Genomic DNA, 15284 nt, shown 5'->3' with positions numbered 1-15284 from the left:
CCCCGGCCCGCGCCCTAGCCTGGCGGCGTGGACGGGTTCGCGGCGGTCGACTTCTGGTTCGCGCGAGAGGTGCTGCAGCGGGGCATCGCCGCGCTGTACCTGATCGCTTTCATGTCGACGTTCAACCAGTTCCCCGCGCTGCTCGGAGAGCGCGGCCTGCTGCCGTCGCCGGGGCTGCTCGAGTGGGCGCGCTCATCCGAGCGGCGCGCGAAGATGCTGCGCCCGACGCTGTTCCGCTGGATCCGGTACACCGATCGCCGCCTGCGCGCGCTCGCGATCGGCGGGATGGTCGTCGCCGCGCTGCTCATCGCGGGAGTGCCGCAGCTCGGGCCGCCGTGGGTGCCGATGCTGTGCTTCCTCGCGCTGTGGTTCGGATACATGTCGGTCGTGTCGCTCGGCCAGACGTTCTACGGCTTCGGGTGGGAGATGCTGCTGCTCGAGGCGGGGTTCCTCGCAGCCTTCCTCGGCTCGCAGGATCAGCCGCCAGCCACCCACATCATCGTCCTGTTCTGGTGGCTGCTGTTCCGCCTCGAGTTCGGCGCCGGCATGATCAAGATCCGCGGCGGCAGGGAGTGGCGCGACCTCACGGCGCTCACCTACCACCACGAGACCCAGCCCATGCCCGGCCCGCTCAGCCGCCAGGCGCACCTGCTGCCGCGCTGGTTCCACATGGGCGAGGTCGTGGGCAACCACTTCGCGCAGCTGGTCGTGCCGTGGTTCCTGTTCGCGCCCATCCTGGGTCTGTGGCTGCCGGATGACATCCCGCAGCTGATCGGCACGGTCGCGGCCGTGATCGTGATCGGCACGCAGCTCTGGCTGATCGTGACGGGCAACTTCGCGTGGCTGAACTGGTCGACCGTGGTGCTCGGTGCGTCCGCGATCGCGGTGCCGGCCCTGCGGGCGCCGAGCGATGACCTCCCGCTGTACTGGCTCGTGATCACGCTCGCCGTGACCGCGCTCTACGCGGTGCTGAGCTGGTGGCCGGCACGCAACCTGTTCGCGCGCAATCAGCTGATGAACGCCAGCTTCAACCGCTGGAACCTGGCGAACGCGTACGGCGCGTTCGGCACGGTGACCAAGCGGCGCATCGAGTGGATCGTCCAGGGCACGCTCGACGACGACCCGATCCGCGCGAGCTGGCGCGAGTACGAGTTCAAGGGCAAGCCGGGCGACCAGCGCCGCATCCCTCGCCAGTACGCGCCGTATCACCTGCGCCTGGACTGGCTGATGTGGTTCCTGCCGCTCGGGCGGCACCTCGACGACTGGTTCCAGGCGCTGCTGGTCAAGCTGCTGCAGGCCGACCCGCAGCTGCTCAGGCTGCTGCGCCGGGACCCGTTCGAGGGGGCGCGCCCCCGCTGGGTGCGCGTGGTGTCGTACCGCTACCGGTTCGCGACGCGCGAGGAGCGGCGCGAGCACGGCGTGGTGTGGATCCGCGACCGCCGCAGGGTGATCGTGGATCCGGTGACGCTGTCGTCGCGCTGATCCGCTTCGTGCCGGTTGATCGAGCTCCAACTTCGTGCTGGTTGAGCGAGCTCCAACCTCGTGCTGGTTGAGCGAGTGAAGCGCTCCAACATCGTGCTGGTTGAGCGAGCGAAGCGAGTCGAAACCCGCTGAGCCTCCCCGTTCAGCCCTCGTCGACGCGGTCCCGCAGGCCGATCCGGTCCGGGATCTCGAACGCGAGCCCCGGCAGCCAGGTCTCGGGCTCGGGCCAGAGACGCGACGACGGCAGGGCCCGCAGCAGGTTCCGGATGGCCCCGTCGAGCGACGACTCCGGCGCGTGCACCGGCAGCACGCGGCGCGGCGCGCGGTAGCCGAGCGCCCCGCACCACCAGTGCCGCCAGGTGTCGGGCGCCTCCTCGGGCTCGAGCACGATGTAGTAGTCCGGCATCAGCGCGGTCCCGCCCGCGAAGTGCTCGAGCGCCTGCTGCACCTCGAGCTCGAGCGTCCCGAGCGTGGCTCGCTCCTCGAACAGCTCGACCCACGCCGCGGCGACGTGCTCCAGCGGGTCGGCGTCGTGCACGACCCACGGCCGCGATGCGGCGGCGATGCGATGGGTGGCGAGCGCCGGGTCGGAGTCGCGCAGCGACAGGGTCTCGACCCCCTCGATGCCCTCGAGGCTGGCCAGGACCTCGTCGGACGCGGATCCGACGACGGCGACGATGGTTCCGGTCGTGTTCTCCATGCCCCACTGTAAGTCGGGCGGAAGCGGATCCGGAAGGGGCTGTCAGGCGGCGCCGTTGCGGGCGTTGTAGACCGTGACGCCGCCGCCGTCGACCGCCTCGCGGTAGGCCCGGAAGACGTCGACCGCCTCGTCGCGACGCAGGTCCTGGACGACGCGGATGCCGCGCGCCTCGAACGCCCCGGCCCAGTCCGCGATCATCGGGCCCTCGTCAAACGTGGTGAGGTCCTCGCACTCGGGGCCGGAACCGGCGATGATCAGCGTGCGGATCCCGGACCACATCGCGGCGCCGTAGCACTGCACACAGGGGCGCCAGTTGACCAGCAGCTCGTGCTCGGCCTGGCCCTCGCCACCGAGGTCCCACGCGCCGAGGCGGGCCTGCGCGAGCCCGAGCGCGGTCACCTCGGCGTGGCCCGAGGAGATGTTGGTCTTGAGTACGACGTTGACGCCGACCGACACGATCCGGCCGGTCGCGGTCTCGGCGACCATCGCGGCGAACGGGCCGCCGTTGCCCTCACGCCAGTTGCGGTCGGCGAGCCGGTTGACGAGCGCCATCCGCTCGTCCCGGCTCGGGATCACGTCGGGCACGTCGGCGAGCTCGTCGCGGATCCACTCCGGCAGCTCGATCGTGAACCGGGTCGCGAGGGGCGGGAAGTCCATCAGTCGTCGCCTCCGCGGCTGAAGATCCAGTTGAGGATGAAGAAGACGATCACGGCCACGACGACGACCGCACCGAGCTTCGCCATCCAGTACATGAGCCGGAACATCAGCTCGACGGTGAACCACGCGATGACCACCGCGACGAGCACGCCGAGGATCGTCCAGATCGAGCTGACCTTCATGCTCCCCACCCTAGTTCCGCCACGTTTCCGCTTTGTTGCTGGTTGAGCGAGCTCCTCCGGTCGTTGAGCGGAGCGAGCGCGGCCTCCCCGGTCGTTGAGCGGAGCGAGCGCCAGCGAGCGGAGACGAAACGGGTTGAGCGAGCGAAGCGAGTCGAAACCTTCGAAGCCTCCCGCGACTCACACCCCACCGCCCCGCCTCACCCCCGGTCGGTCGGCTTCCGCTTCGCGCTCGACCACAGCCGCCAGGCGCCGATCGCCGCGCCGACGATCGCGACGGCGTCGTCGCCGAGCCCCAGCGGCGCCAGCACATCCGGGATGAGATCGATCGGAGAGACGCCATAGAGGAGTCCCGCGACGCCGAGCAGCACCGCTCCGACGGCCTTCCGCTTGTTCATGCCGCTCCCACCGCGATGTCCTGGACGACCCGGCTCCAGCCCTGCGGCGTCTGCTCGACGCGCAGCTGCGCGGGGATCTGCTCCTTCATGGCCTCGACGTGGCTGATGATGCCGACTGTCCGCCCGCCCTGGCGCAGCTCGTCGAGCGTGGCCATGGCCGTGTCGAGGGTCTCGGCGTCGAGCGACCCGAAGCCCTCGTCGATGAACAGCGTGTCGAGCCGGATGCCGCCGGCCCTGCTGGTGACGACCTCGGCGAGCCCGAGCGCGAGCGCCAGCGAGGCGAGGAAGGTCTCGCCGCCCGAGAGCGAGTGCGGCGGGCGGGCCCGGCCGGTGTAGCGGTCCATGACCTCGAGGCCGAGGCCCGACGCCGCCCCGCGGGCCGCGAGGGCGTCGGTGTGCTGCAGGCGATACCGCTCCCCCGACATCTCGCCGAGCCGGATGTTCGCGGCCGCGACGATCTCCTCGAGCTCGGCGGCGAGCACGAACGTCTCGAGCTTCATGCGCTTGCTGTTGTGCGCGCGGCCCGCGACCGTGTCGGCCAGGCGCCGGATGCGCGCGGCCTCGGCCGCGAGGTCGGCGATCTGGGCGTGCAGGATGGCGACGCGCTCGACCGCGTCCTCGAGCGTGCGGGCGCGCTGCGCGGCCGCGGTGTGCGCCTTGACCGCGTCCGACCACGCGGCCTTGGCCGTGGCGACCGCCTCGGCGCTGGCGGCGGTGTCGACGGGCTCGTCAGGCAGCACCTCGAGCTCGAGGTCCATAAGCGTGGCCTTGGTGCTCGCGAGCGCGGTCTCGTGCTCGCGCACGCGGGCGTCGAGGGCCTCGCGCGCGGCGGCGTCGCGCAGGGCGGCGAGCGCGTCGGCCGGCGCGGCGAACCCGGCCTCGTCGACGGCCGCCTGCAGCAGCTCGGCGGCCTCGGCCGCGGCGGTCTCGGCGCGCGCGGCCTCGCGCTGCGCCTCCGCGTAGGCGGCGGCGAGGGCGACGAGCCGCTCCTCGGACCGGATGCGCGCGCCGACGGAGTCGGCCGCGCCCCGAGCCTCCGCGACGGCGGCGCGATTCCGCTCGAGGGTCTCGGTGGCGGCGGCGATGCGCGCCTCGAGCTGCGTGCGCTCCGCGACCAACGCCTCGGAGCGTGCACTGTGCTCACGCGCCTCGGCCTCGAGCGCCGCCCGTTCGGCTGCCAGCGCGTCCTTCTCCGTCGCGGCGGCTTCGGCCGCGGTGAGCTCCTCGCGCTTGGTCGCCAGCTCGGCCTCGAGCTCCTCGGCCGCGCGGCCGCCGGCGTCCTTCTGCGCGTCGGCGTGCGCGCGATCGGCGGCGGCCAGGGCGGTGTTCGCGGCCTCGTACGCGGCGGTCGCGGCGACCCGCGCGGCGTCCGCGACCTCGATGTCGTCGACCGACACGGCGTCGTCCCCGCGGGTCGCGGGCGCGGGGTGCTCGGTCGAGCCGCACACGGCGCAGGCCTCGCCGTCGACCAGTTCGGCCGCGAGCTCGCCGGCCATGCCCGCGAAGCGGCGGCGCTGCAGGTCGGCGAGGTGCTCCTCGGCCTCGTCCTTGCGCCGCTTCGCCTGCTGCAGCGCCTCGAACGCCTGCCGCTGCACCTCGGCGAGGGCCGGGATCGAGCGCGCGGCCGCGAGCTGGGCCTCGAGTTGCGCGACGGCGGCGCGCAACGACTCCGCCGTGGCCGCGAGGCCGGTCGCGGCGTCGAGCGCATCCTGCACGCGCTTCTGCTCCTGCGGCAGGGCCTTCGCCCGCTCCTCGAGTTCGGCGGCGCGCGCCGCGGTGGCGTCGGCGTCCGCACGCAGGGCCTCGAGCGCCGCCGCGTCGGCGTCGAGCCGCGCCTCGATGTCGCCGAGCGGGCGCCACGCGCCGATGCGCTGCTGGGCCTCGGCGACGAACGCGTCGAGCGCCGTCGGGTCGTCGTCGATCTCGGGACGCTCGGCGTCGTCCCATGCCGCGGCAGCGCTGTCCAGCCGCGCGGCCGCGGCGTTCACGGCGGCGAGCGCGCGGGTCGCCGCGTCCTTCGCCCCGCGCACGGGCTCGGCCCGCAGTGCGGCGTCGCGCTCTGCGCGGAGGCCGGAGATCTCGTCCGCGCGCTCCTCGAGGGTCGCGAGCGTGGCGCGGGCGGCGTCGCGGCGCTGCTGCTTCTCGCGCTGCGAGGCGCGCTCGGTGTGGAGGCTCTCGGCCGCGGCGAGCGCCTGGGCGGTCTCGCGCTCGGCGGCGTCGACGCTCTCGGCGAGGTGACGTGCCCGCAGGGCGGCGCGGCCGATCCGCTCGATCCGCTCCTCGAGGGGCGGCTCGCCGTCGACGGGGTCGACGAGGCCCTCTGCGACGCGCTCCGCTTCGCCCAGCTGGGCCGTGAGCGCGTGGCTGCGGCTCTCGACCTGCGCGACGGCCTCCTTGCGGCGCTCGTCGAGGGCCTTCTCGTACTCCTCGAACCGCTTGGTGCCGAACAGCGTGCGCAGCAGGGCCTGCCGCTCGTCGTTCTTGGCGAGCAGGAAGCGGGCGAAGTGGCCCTGCGCGAGCAGGATGACCTGCAGGAACTGCTGCTGCGTGAGCCCGATGACCTCGTCGACGAGCGTGGCGACGTCCACGGGTCGCGCGGCGCGTCCGATCCATTCGCCGTCGACCCGCTCGAACATGCGGGCTTCGGCCTTCTGCGGTGTGAGGCCGTCGCCGCGCTTCTTGGGGCGCTGGAACTCGGGGCTCCGTTCGATACGCCAGGTACGGCCGCCGGTGGTGAACTCGAGCGCGACCTCGGTGGGGTCCTCGGGGTCGGCGTGGTCGCTGCGCAGGCGCTTCTCGCCGTCCTCGTAGCGGGGCGCGGAGCCGTAGAGCGCGAAGCAGATGGCGTCGAGGATGCTCGACTTGCCCGCGCCGGTGCGGCCCGAGATGAGGAAGATGCCGTCGGCGGCGTATGCGTCGAGGTCGATGGTCTGCCGCGAGCGGAACGGGCCGAAGCCCTCGATCTCGACGCGGTGGATCCTCATGCCGACACCTCGGCGAGCGTGCGGCCGGCGACGACGTCGGCGATGAGCTCGCGCTCGTCGTCGGTCGCGCCCTCGCCCTCGCGCACGAGGGTGAGGAATGTGTCGATCAGCTCGGGGTCGCTGGTCGTCTGCTGCACGCGCGAGCGGTAGCTGAGCCCGTCGTCGGCCGCGCGGTTCTGCGGGTCGGGCTGGATGGTGGCGCAGTACGGAAAGCGCTGCTGCAGGCGGCGCATGGGCTCGGGCTGCGGGGTCGCGTCGGTCAGCACGGCGCACACCCACGCGGCGACGTGCGCGTCGTGGGCGGCGTCGGTGAGCAGCTCCTCGAGCGTGCCGCGCAGGGTGACGAGCGGCCGTGGAACGGGAAGCTCGAGCCACTCGACGTTCGCGAGCCCGTCGGCGTCGAGGTCGACGAGCCACGAGCCGCGCGGCTTGTCTGCCTCGCTGAAGCTGTAGTGCAGCGGGGCGCCGCTGTACCGGATGTGCTCGGCCAAGCGCGAGCGCCCGTGGATGTGGCCGAGGGCGATGTAGTCGGGCCCGTCGAAGGCCGACAGCGGCACGACGTCGAGCGATCCCTGCCGGATCTCGCGCTCCACGCCGTGCGACGGCTCGACGCCCGCGGCGAAGCAGTGCGACACGACGACCGACCGACCGCCGCGCTCGGCGCGGTCCGCCTCGACGAGCCCCATCGTGTGGGTGATGGCCTGCTCCTGCGTGCGCAGCGCGGCGCCCGGCCAGATGCTGCGCACGACGATCGGCTCGAGGTACGGGATGCCGTAGAAGTGCACGGGCCCGTGCTCGTCGTTCAGGCTCACGGGGGTGCCGACGGTCGCGGGGTCGGTGATCACGTGGATGCCGTCACGCAGCAGCGGCGCGAGGAATCCGAGCCGAGCGGCGTTGTCGTGGTTGCCGCTCGTCACCACGATCTGAGCGCCGGTTGCGCTGAGGTCGCGCAGGACGTCGGTCAGCAGCGTGTAGCACGCGGCCGCCGGCGTCGCGGAGTCGAACACGTCGCCCGCGATCACCACGACGTCGACCTCGTGCTCCCGCACCTGCTCGGTCAGCGTCGCGAGCACACCGCGCAGCGCATCGAGCGTCTGGTGGCCGTGAAACGACCGCCCGATGTGCCAGTCCGAGGTGTGCAGGATCCGCATGCCTCCACGGTAAGGACGGGGTGGGACATTGCCCGGGAGGCGGGGCGCGGGTTGCTCGGACGGAGGGCTCACTTAGGCTGGCTGCGAACGGAGGTGGGCGATGAAGGAGCTCGACGTCGTGGGCGCCGCCATCGTTCGAGACGGCGCGATTCTCTGTGCGCGTCGTGGGCCGGGCGGCCCGCTCGCCGGCCTCTGGGAGTTCCCCGGCGGAAAGATCGAACCGAACGAGCTCCCGCACGACGCTCTCGTGCGCGAGATCCGCGAGGAGCTTGGTTGCGAGATCAGCGTCGATGCGAATGTCAACTCCCACACGCATTCGTATCCGTTTGCTCGAATCACCCTGCATACGTACGTGTGTTCAATCGTTGCCGGCGACCCCGTTCCCACGGAGCACTCCGAGGTGACCTGGCTTCGCCCTAGCGAGCTACATTCCCTTGACTGGGCACCCGCGGATATTCCAGCAGTGACCGCCCTTGCCAGACGCAATATCTAGCGTCGACACAGACCATTCGCGCACGATAGGTTGTGCCCATGCCTCCGGTTTCCCTCGCACAACTCGCGCTGCGAACAAATCTCGGGAAACACGAGCTCTGGGAGCGCCTTCACGTCCGCGATCTCACTGAGTCGGAGGCAGAGGCGGTCGCCCCAGAACTACGACGCGAAGGCGCTACCCGCCCGATTCACTGGCACCTCGTCCCGGGTGATCGCGTTCTGCGCCGCGAGCTTCATGATGCGTACGGCGGCTCGATTCAAGGCGGGATCATCGCATCCAGTCGGTTCCCAGACCTCTTCGTCTTTACCGATCCCGAGCGCGGCGCGCGGCATGGGTACGACCTATACGAGCGCCTCATGCCGGACGGCAGCTACACATATACGGGCGCGGGACAGGAGGGCGATCAGGCCTTCCTCCGCGGTAACAAGGCCCTCCTTGAGTCGGCCCAGCGTGGTCAAAAGATTCGCCTTTTCCGACAGGAGCCGCGGTATGTGACGTACGTCGGGGAATTCGCCACCGGGACGCCCGCGTACGAGCTCCGACAAATTCCCGATCGCAACGGCAACATGCGAACGGGCATCATCTTCAAACTGATTCCGGTCAGTGCCGATCCGACGCTCCTCGCAACTGCAGACGTGTCCAGCGCTGTCGCTACCGAGTCCGCGTGGACCGCCCCCAGTTCCACGGATGTGGTTGCCACCGGAGCACGTGAACTCGCTGCAGGCCGCCGCATCTCCCGACGCGAGTTCGAATTGCAACGTTCGTTCGGCGAATGGCTTACTCGGCAGGGCGAGCGCGTGAGCGTCCTCAGCCTGCCGGTCGACGGCACGATCATCACCCCTGATCTGTACGTGTCTTCCCGAAGCTGGATCGTCGAAGCGAAGCGGTCGGTCGCGCGGGAGCACGTTCGCACAGCGATCGGCCAATCGCTCGACTATGCCCACGTTGCACGGATGCACGGTTACAAGGCGAAGCCCATGATCCTCCTGCCCGGCGCGCCGACCGGCAGCCTCACCGACCTGGTGCGGACGAACGGTATCGCCCTTGCCATGCAGGCAGGGGCAGGGTTTAGCGTCCTGACCCCGGACGCCCCCTTGGCATGATCGCGACGAGCTGTTGAGCGCCCCTGCGGCATCGGTTATCGCCGAATGTCTCCGTGCACAGGCGAGCGTCGCGAAGCGTGAGCGCCTGGCACGCGTCATCGGCCGCAGCCCACTAAGCGCCGACTCTCGCCCCTGGTACCTCGGCGCGCTCGGCGAACTGGACGTCGCGCGACGCCTCGCCGCACTCGGCCCGGACTGGGCTGTGGCGCACTCGATCCCGATCGGGACGCGCGGAAGCGACATCGATCACCTGGTGGTCGGGCCCGCTGGCGTCTTCACCATCAACAGCAAGTTCCACGAGGGCGCGAGGGTCTGGGTGGGAAGCCGTCGGCTGCTCGTGAACGGTCAGAAGACAGATCACATTCGAAACGCGCGGTTCGAGGCATCGCGCGTGAAAAAAGTGCTGTCCGACATTGGCGCTCCACCAGTCGTCCCGATCGTCGCGGTTGTCGGCGCACGCGAGGTGGTCGTCAAAGCGGCCCCGATTGACGTCTTCGTGCTGCGCGCCGAGAAGCTGACGCGATGGCTGGCGAAACGACCCGTCGTGCTCTCGTCCGATCAGCTGAGTGCCGCGAGACAGGCGATCGTCGATCCACGCAGGTGGGGCGTTCAAGTCGGTTTGACTGCAGGCGACTATGAGCGATTCGCAGCTTTGCAGCGTGAGGTCAAGGGCGCAAAACGCACGCGCTTGGCTTGGGCCCTCGGAGCGCTCACCGGCGTCGTGACAGCTGCGTTCAGCGTCGGGCTACCACCGGCCTTGAAGCTACTTGGCTACTGAACCTCCACCGCAGCAACCGAAACTCCCGCCGCCGCAACAGCCGCAGCACCCACGACGCGGGCGCCCCGAACGCGCGTAGCCCCTCTTCCACGCCGTACGGCTCGACGCCGGTGATCCGGTACCACCGTCCCCAGTGGAGGATGCTGCCGCCGCCGGCGACCACGTTGCGGTACCAGTTGACGTCCTCGCCGTAGGTGACCTCGGCGACGAAGCCGCCGGGGACCTCCGCCAGGATCAGCGGCGCCTCGAAGGTCCGGCCCGACTTGCGACCGACGTGCTCCACCATCGAGAACGGTCCGCGTCCGCCCCTCGCCGCGCGTAGCGTGAGCGGGTTGAGCGTGCGGTTGAGCACCCGCAGGAACCGCTTCTTGACGCCCTTCATGAGGCCAGTGTCCCGCGTCAAGCGCACTGGCCCCACAGGTGTCGCCGACTACCTTCGTTGCATGTCCTCCGATCCCGCGATCCAGCCCGCCCGCCCCTTCACGCACGAGGGCGCGACGCTGATCTGGGAGGCGCGCGGATCCGGTGAGCCGACGTTCGTGCTCGTCCACGGCATCGGCATGGGACGCACGGTGTTCAATGGGCTCTCCGAGCGGCTCGCCGAACACGGACGCGTCATCGCGATCGACCTCCCCGGGTACGGCGAGGCACCCGAGCCGCCGCGCACGCCCACGGTCGAGCGACTCGCGGACATCGTCGCCGCGTTCCTGCGCTCCGAAGGGATCGCCGCGCCGGTGTTCATCGGGCATTCCATGGGCACGCAGGTGATCACCGAGATCGCCGCGCGCCACCCGGACCTGGACGCACGACTGGTGCTGATCGGTCCCACGGTCGAGATCGGCCAGCGGAACGCCTGGACCCAGCTCGCCCGGCTCGGGCGGGATCTGCTGGACGAGAGCCCGAAGGTCTTCGTCGTCGGGGCGCGCGAGTACCTGCGCGCCGGGCCGAATCTGCGGCTCAAGATGCGCGCGATGCTCGTCCACAAGCCGGAGCTCGCATACCCGCGGGTCGCCGGCGACGCGCTCGTGCTGCGCGGCGAGGACGACGAGGTCGCCCCGCACGCCTGGTGCGAGCAGGTCGCGAGCTCGCTCCCCCGCGGAACGCTGGTCGAGGTGCCGGGCGTCGGGCACGAGGCCATGATCAAGAACCCGGATCCCGCGGCCGACCGGATCCTGGCATGGCTGGGGATAACCGCGACAGCCGACGCCACGAATCCGTAGCGTGGGGGCATGCTGTCGCGTCGTGTCTCGCTGGTCGTCGCCGGGCTCCTCCTTGCCGGGCTGACCGGATGCACCCCGACACCCGCGCCGACCCCGACACCGACGGGATTCGCGAGCGAGGATGAGGCATTTGCCGCGGCTGAGGAGACGTATCGGGCGTACGTCGACGAACTGAACGCCTACCACGCGGGTGACCCGGGCGCAGACCCCCTGAAGTACTTCTCGGGCGAAATGCGCGAGCGCGAAGCCGAACTGATGAAACAGTCAGAAGACGCAGGGCTTCGTACAGAGGGCGATCTGAAGATCGTCTCAGTGGATCAGGACGCCGCGAACGTCGTGGCAGGTGCCGCGACCATCCATCTGATTGTGTGCCACGACTCTTCGGATCGTCGGCTCGTCAATGCAGATGGAGACGACGTGACCCTTGAGGACGTCCCGACGCGCTTCGCGTTCGATGTCGAGTTCACAACGGTCGACCGATCTGAGCTCGTGATCATCGACAGCGTGCTCGTCGATGAGGACTGTTGAGGTCCCGCCCGTGCCGCATCTGCCGGTTGCACTTGCTCTGATCCTGAGCCTCGCGCCTGCGGGGATCGGCGCAGTCGAAACCAGCTCAGGTTGCAGCATCGACATGCTTCAAGCCGGTCTTTGCAACGCCTCGAACGGCCCAGGTGCTTCCAATCGAGGCAGCCAAGTGGATCTGAGCCAAACCGTCGATCTCGGAAGCGGCGGTGGGCGTTCGCCCCTGCCAGACACAAATCCGTTCGGCTCACCCGTCCACCACGGCACAACCCACCGTCCCTCCGAACCCCCTCCACCTCCACCGGACGAGTCCGACTTCCCGATCACGTGCCTCGACTCCAGCGGCGGCGTGGTCGGCGGAGACTGCGCCACGTTCGCGCCCGATCCCGAACCGGAGCCCGACGAGCCTGAGGAGCCGCAGATCCCGGCCGTCATCACGCTTGCCGACATCGCCAGCTTTGTTCCCACGCCGCCGTCGGTCTCGACCGAGCCCGACGGCATCGCGGCGAAGAACATGCCGATGAACTCCATCGCCGGCAGCGAAGCCCACACCGTGGCGGGCGACCTGTTCGGGTTGCCGGTGTCGGTCGCCTTCACGCCGGCGGGCTTCCGGCAGGACTGGGGCGATGGAACGATGAGCGAGTCGGGCACCGGCGGCGCGTCCTGGCCGGCGCTCGGCCAGGCCGAGTACACGCCCACCGCGACGAGTCACGCCTACGCGCAGAAGGGCACCTACACGCTCACGATCACCGCGCTGTACACCGCCGTCGTCGACTTCGGCCCGTACGGAACCCGCCCCGTCGACGGCGTCGTCTCGGCGCCCGGCGCGAGTCGCGAGATCCGCGTCGTCGAGGTGCACACGGCGCTGGTCCAGAGCGACTGCACCGAGAACCCGGCCGCCGCCGGGTGCCCCGCCTAGCATGGGCACATGCCCGACGACGACCTCGACGAGCGCTTCGCCGAGGTGATCTCCGGCGTCGAGGAATCGACGCCGCTGACCCTTCCCCTGACCCGGAACACCCGGATCCTGACGATCCGCGCGGAGCTCGACCGCTCCGATCCGCTCATCTGGCGCGAGTTCGAGATCCGGTCCGATCTGACGCTCGACATCCTCCACGAGGTGCTGCAGGTCGCGTTCGCCTGGAACGGCACCCACCTTCACCGTTTCACCTACGACTCCTCGCTCTTCGGCGACGACCTCGTCTCCTTCGTCGGCGAGTACGAGGAGAGCGAGACCGACGACGACAGCACCTTCCCCGAGCGACGCGTCGCGCTGCACACGGTGCTCGGCACGCCCGACGACGAGCTGCACTACGTCTACGACTACGGCGACCACTGGGCCGTCACCCTCACGCTCGTGAGCACACGCGCGCCCCGCCGCGTCGACCCGCCCATCCGGATGATCGACGGCAGGCGCGCCGCTCCCCCGGACGACTCGGGCGGACGCGCCGACGGAGCCTCGCTCGCCCGGCTGCTCGACGATCCCGAGGCGTTCGATCCCGACACGCTGAACGCGGCCTTCGACAGCCTCATGTTCCAGCTGCTCACGGCGGGCGTCGACGGGCGGCTCGTCGACATGGTCGACCGCCTCTACGGCACCGAGCTCGGCCACCGCCTGGTGATGCGCCTCGCCGATCTCCTGGTGCGGCGCCGCCCGCCGTCCGACGCCGAACGACTCGAGGCGCTCGCACCATACATCTGGTTCCTCGACCACACCGCGGGTGACGGCATCAAGCTCACCTCAGCCGGATTCCTGCCGCCCACGCTGGTGAAGCAGGCGGCCGACGTCATCCCGTCGATGCGGGTCTGGGTGCGCGGCGTGAACCGCGAGGCCGACGCGCATCCCGTGCACGAGTTCCGGCAGAGCCTGCAGAGCCTCGGGCTGATCCGCAAGTATCGCGGACACCTCGTGCGCACCAAGCTCGGAACGCGCTGCCACAGCGATCCGACGGTGCTCTGGGGCGTCATCCGGCGCGCCATCTCGGCCTACCCGCACGACGGCTACCCGGCGCACGAGATGCTGCTGGCCCTGCTTCACGCCGCCACGACGATCGGCGCGCCCATCGACCGGGCGGAACTCGCGGACACCCTGAGCGCGGTCGGATGGCGCGAAAGCGAAGGCGCGAGCGTGCGCGACTACCTCGTCGCGACGCCCTGGACGATGCCGATCGCCGTGCTGACCGAGCTCGGCGAGGTCCGCACGCTCGCGGCGACCAAGCGCGTCCTGAGCCCGGTCGCGCGCGAGCTCGCCCGCGAGGCGCTCCTGCTCGGCACGCGCTGACGCAGCCGGTCAGGACCCGTAGCGCTCGATCATCCGGTCGAACGCGGCGTCCAGGTCCGCGTCGACCTTCTGCCGCGCGGCATCCGCGAGGTACCACTCGACGATCTCGCGCGCACCCTCGGCGAACGGCGTCGTCGCGACCCACCCGGGCACGAGCTGCTTGATGAGCGTGTTGTCGAACAGCACCGAGTGCGCCTTGTCGCCGATGAGACCAGGCCCCATCGCCGGCACCTCGCGCGCGATCGCGTCCGACGGGACGTGCACGATCTCCGGCTCGCGGCCAAGCGGCGCCGCCAGGAGGCGCGCGATCTCGTCCCACGTGAGGCTCTCGTCGCTCGTGATGTGCACGGCCTGGCCGATCGCGTGCGGATTGCCGAACAGGCCCACGAACGCGCGGGCGAAGTCGCGCGAGTGCGTGAGCGTCCACCAGCTGGTGCCGTCGCCGTGGACGACGATCGGGCGCCCGTCGCGGATGCGCTGCAGCGCCGTCCACCCGCCCTTGAGCGGGATCAGCGACGGCCCGTACGTGTGGCTCGGTCGCACGATCGTCATCGGGAAGCCCGCCTCGCGATACGCCGCGACCAGCAGATCCTCGCTCGCGATCTTGTCGCGCGAGTACTGCCAGAACGGGTTGCGCAGCGGCGTGGACTCGACGATCGGCAGCCGCGCGATCGGCTTCTGATACGCCGAGGCGCTCGAGATGTAGAGGTACTGGCGGGTGCGACCGGTGAAGATCCGGATGTCGTCGGCCACCTGCTGCGGCGAGAAGCTGCGGAAGTTCGCGACCACGTCGAAGGTCTCGGAGCCGATCGCCTTCTCGATGGACACCGGATCGCCTGCGTCGCCGACCAGCCCGCGCACGCCGTCGGGCAGCGTGCTCTGGCCCCGGTTGAGCACCGTGACGTCGTGCGCGCGCTCAACCGCGAGCGCGGTGACGTAGGAGCTGATGTTGCCGGTGCCGCCGATGATCAGGATGCGCATGCGCACAAGCTACCGCTCGAAGATATCTTCGAACTGAAGTACTCCACACCCTTTCCAATGTCGTAGCTGCGTACTATACTGGGGTCATGGCCGAGCAGCCGATCTTCGAAGCTCTCTCCCCGCACGAGGCGATGCGGGCGGCGATCGCGGTGCTGCGGTCGGTGCAGCCGCAGATCGCGGGGATGAGCGACGCGGAGACGGTGTCGTTCGCGCCGCTCGCCGAGGAACTCGGCCGCCTCACGGACGGGGTCCGGGTCCGCACCGCCGGGGAGATCGACGCCCGCTCCGACCGGATGCTCGACGAGCGGCTGTCCGCGCAGCACGGCTGCCGGAACGGGATCGAGCTGCTCGAACG

Annotated in this window: 17 protein-coding genes; 9 read left to right on the top strand and 8 right to left on the bottom strand. The window is 70.3% G+C overall.

Going from position 1 to position 15284, the window contains the following annotated elements:
• Positions 1-27: 27 nt before the first annotated feature.
• Positions 28-1482: a lipase maturation factor family protein gene (locus tag ASD19_RS11575; RefSeq protein WP_055992908.1), complete on the top strand. Its 1455-nt coding sequence runs from the start codon at positions 28-30 to the stop codon at positions 1480-1482.
• A 142-nt stretch (positions 1483-1624) separates the two neighbouring features.
• On the opposite strand, the gene ASD19_RS11570 is transcribed toward ASD19_RS11575, so the two are convergent.
• The 6 genes from ASD19_RS11570 to ASD19_RS11545 all read right to left on the bottom strand — a co-directional run bounded on the left by ASD19_RS11570 (position 1625) and on the right by ASD19_RS11545 (position 7551).
• Positions 1625-2182 (bottom strand): hypothetical protein, encoded by a 558-nt coding sequence (locus tag ASD19_RS11570; protein WP_055992905.1) that lies wholly within the window; start codon positions 2180-2182, stop codon positions 1625-1627.
• A 42-nt stretch (positions 2183-2224) separates the two neighbouring features.
• Entirely contained in the window at positions 2225-2839 is a 615-nt protein-coding gene (locus tag ASD19_RS11565; RefSeq protein ID WP_055992902.1) for a nucleoside deaminase, read from the bottom strand.
• Entirely contained in the window at positions 2839-3021 is a 183-nt protein-coding gene (locus tag ASD19_RS11560) for a hypothetical protein (RefSeq protein ID WP_055992899.1), read from the bottom strand. The genes ASD19_RS11565 and ASD19_RS11560 overlap by 1 nt, the downstream gene beginning before the upstream one ends.
• 197 nt (positions 3022-3218) lie before the next feature.
• Entirely contained in the window at positions 3219-3416 is a 198-nt protein-coding gene (locus ASD19_RS11555; RefSeq protein WP_055992896.1) for a YkvA family protein, read from the bottom strand.
• The gene (locus ASD19_RS11550; RefSeq protein ID WP_055992893.1) at positions 3413-6400 is read right to left on the bottom strand and encodes an AAA family ATPase; all 2988 of its coding nucleotides are present in this window, start codon (positions 6398-6400) and stop codon (positions 3413-3415) included. Before ASD19_RS11550 ends, ASD19_RS11555 begins: the two co-directional genes overlap by 4 nt.
• Positions 6397-7551 (bottom strand): exonuclease SbcCD subunit D, encoded by a 1155-nt coding sequence (locus ASD19_RS11545; protein ID WP_055992890.1) that lies wholly within the window; start codon positions 7549-7551, stop codon positions 6397-6399. The genes ASD19_RS11550 and ASD19_RS11545 overlap by 4 nt, the downstream gene beginning before the upstream one ends.
• A gap of 100 nt (positions 7552-7651) precedes the next feature.
• On the opposite strand from ASD19_RS11545, the gene ASD19_RS11540 reads away from it, so the two are divergent.
• Genes ASD19_RS11540 through ASD19_RS14120 form a run of 3 tightly spaced genes read left to right on the top strand, consistent with a single transcriptional unit; the run spans position 7652 to position 9925 of the window.
• Positions 7652-8044: a (deoxy)nucleoside triphosphate pyrophosphohydrolase gene (locus ASD19_RS11540; RefSeq protein ID WP_055992887.1), complete on the top strand. Its 393-nt coding sequence runs from the start codon at positions 7652-7654 to the stop codon at positions 8042-8044.
• A 38-nt stretch (positions 8045-8082) separates the two neighbouring features.
• Complete coding sequence (locus tag ASD19_RS11535; protein ID WP_156377193.1) at positions 8083-9147, top strand: hypothetical protein; 1065 nt, start codon at positions 8083-8085, stop codon at positions 9145-9147.
• Positions 9148-9160: 13 nt separating this feature from the next.
• The gene (locus ASD19_RS14120; protein WP_162246671.1) at positions 9161-9925 is read left to right on the top strand and encodes a nuclease-related domain-containing protein; all 765 of its coding nucleotides are present in this window, start codon (positions 9161-9163) and stop codon (positions 9923-9925) included.
• Here the strand turns inward: ASD19_RS14120 and ASD19_RS11530 are convergent.
• The gene (locus ASD19_RS11530; protein ID WP_055993372.1) at positions 9882-10307 is read right to left on the bottom strand and encodes a hypothetical protein; all 426 of its coding nucleotides are present in this window, start codon (positions 10305-10307) and stop codon (positions 9882-9884) included. The two genes, ASD19_RS14120 and ASD19_RS11530, sit on opposite strands and share 44 nt — an antisense overlap.
• A gap of 61 nt (positions 10308-10368) precedes the next feature.
• Here ASD19_RS11530 and ASD19_RS11525 point away from each other — a divergent pair, with 61 nt between their 5' ends.
• The 4 genes from ASD19_RS11525 to ASD19_RS11510 are packed head-to-tail and all read left to right on the top strand — an operon-like array spanning position 10369 to position 13948.
• Positions 10369-11145, top strand: coding sequence for an alpha/beta fold hydrolase (locus ASD19_RS11525; protein ID WP_055992881.1), 777 nt, complete (start codon positions 10369-10371; stop codon positions 11143-11145).
• A gap of 9 nt (positions 11146-11154) precedes the next feature.
• Entirely contained in the window at positions 11155-11673 is a 519-nt protein-coding gene (locus tag ASD19_RS11520; RefSeq protein ID WP_055992878.1) for a hypothetical protein, read from the top strand.
• A 10-nt stretch (positions 11674-11683) separates the two neighbouring features.
• A complete protein-coding gene (locus ASD19_RS14555; RefSeq protein WP_162246670.1) occupies positions 11684-12586 on the top strand; it encodes a hypothetical protein in 903 nt (300 codons plus the stop codon).
• Between the two features lie 9 nt (positions 12587-12595).
• The gene (locus ASD19_RS11510) at positions 12596-13948 is read left to right on the top strand and encodes a plasmid pRiA4b ORF-3 family protein (RefSeq protein ID WP_055992871.1); all 1353 of its coding nucleotides are present in this window, start codon (positions 12596-12598) and stop codon (positions 13946-13948) included.
• 9 nt (positions 13949-13957) lie between these two features.
• Here ASD19_RS11510 and ASD19_RS11505 read toward each other — a convergent pair whose 3' ends face one another.
• Complete coding sequence (locus tag ASD19_RS11505) at positions 13958-14929, bottom strand: SDR family oxidoreductase (RefSeq protein ID WP_055992868.1); 972 nt, start codon at positions 14927-14929, stop codon at positions 13958-13960.
• A gap of 86 nt (positions 14930-15015) precedes the next feature.
• Here ASD19_RS11505 and ASD19_RS11500 point away from each other — a divergent pair.
• A partial coding sequence (locus ASD19_RS11500; protein ID WP_055992865.1) for a hypothetical protein occupies positions 15016-15284 on the top strand: 269 nt, incomplete at its 3' end.

Origin of the sequence: Microbacterium sp. Root53 (genome assembly GCF_001426925.1) — a bacterium.
Classification (GTDB): Bacteria; Actinomycetota; Actinomycetes; order Actinomycetales; family Microbacteriaceae; genus Microbacterium.
The sequence above is the reverse complement of the archived record's forward strand: the minus strand, read 5'-3'. Positions and strand labels throughout refer to the sequence as shown.

What these genes read in the sequence shown, in the direction of transcription:
- ASD19_RS11525 (WP_055992881.1), top strand. Translation starts at nt 10,369, where the DNA reads ATGTCCTCCGATCCCGCGATCCAGCCCGCCCGCCCCTTCACGCACGAG.
- ASD19_RS11545 (WP_055992890.1), bottom strand. Translation starts at nt 7,551, where the DNA reads ATGCGGATCCTGCACACCTCGGACTGGCACATCGGGCGGTCGTTTCAC.
- ASD19_RS11560 (WP_055992899.1), bottom strand. Translation starts at nt 3,021, where the DNA reads ATGAAGGTCAGCTCGATCTGGACGATCCTCGGCGTGCTCGTCGCGGTG.
- ASD19_RS11535 (WP_156377193.1), top strand. Translation starts at nt 8,083, where the DNA reads ATGCCTCCGGTTTCCCTCGCACAACTCGCGCTGCGAACAAATCTCGGG.
- ASD19_RS11520 (WP_055992878.1), top strand. Translation starts at nt 11,155, where the DNA reads ATGCTGTCGCGTCGTGTCTCGCTGGTCGTCGCCGGGCTCCTCCTTGCC.
- ASD19_RS11570 (WP_055992905.1), bottom strand. Translation starts at nt 2,182, where the DNA reads ATGGAGAACACGACCGGAACCATCGTCGCCGTCGTCGGATCCGCGTCC.
- ASD19_RS11565 (WP_055992902.1), bottom strand. Translation starts at nt 2,839, where the DNA reads ATGGACTTCCCGCCCCTCGCGACCCGGTTCACGATCGAGCTGCCGGAG.
- ASD19_RS11505 (WP_055992868.1), bottom strand. Translation starts at nt 14,929, where the DNA reads ATGCGCATCCTGATCATCGGCGGCACCGGCAACATCAGCTCCTACGTC.
- ASD19_RS11510 (WP_055992871.1), top strand. Translation starts at nt 12,596, where the DNA reads ATGCCCGACGACGACCTCGACGAGCGCTTCGCCGAGGTGATCTCCGGC.
- ASD19_RS11550 (WP_055992893.1), bottom strand. Translation starts at nt 6,400, where the DNA reads ATGAGGATCCACCGCGTCGAGATCGAGGGCTTCGGCCCGTTCCGCTCG.
- ASD19_RS11555 (WP_055992896.1), bottom strand. Translation starts at nt 3,416, where the DNA reads ATGAACAAGCGGAAGGCCGTCGGAGCGGTGCTGCTCGGCGTCGCGGGA.
- ASD19_RS11540 (WP_055992887.1), top strand. Translation starts at nt 7,652, where the DNA reads ATGAAGGAGCTCGACGTCGTGGGCGCCGCCATCGTTCGAGACGGCGCG.
- ASD19_RS11530 (WP_055993372.1), bottom strand. Translation starts at nt 10,307, where the DNA reads ATGAAGGGCGTCAAGAAGCGGTTCCTGCGGGTGCTCAACCGCACGCTC.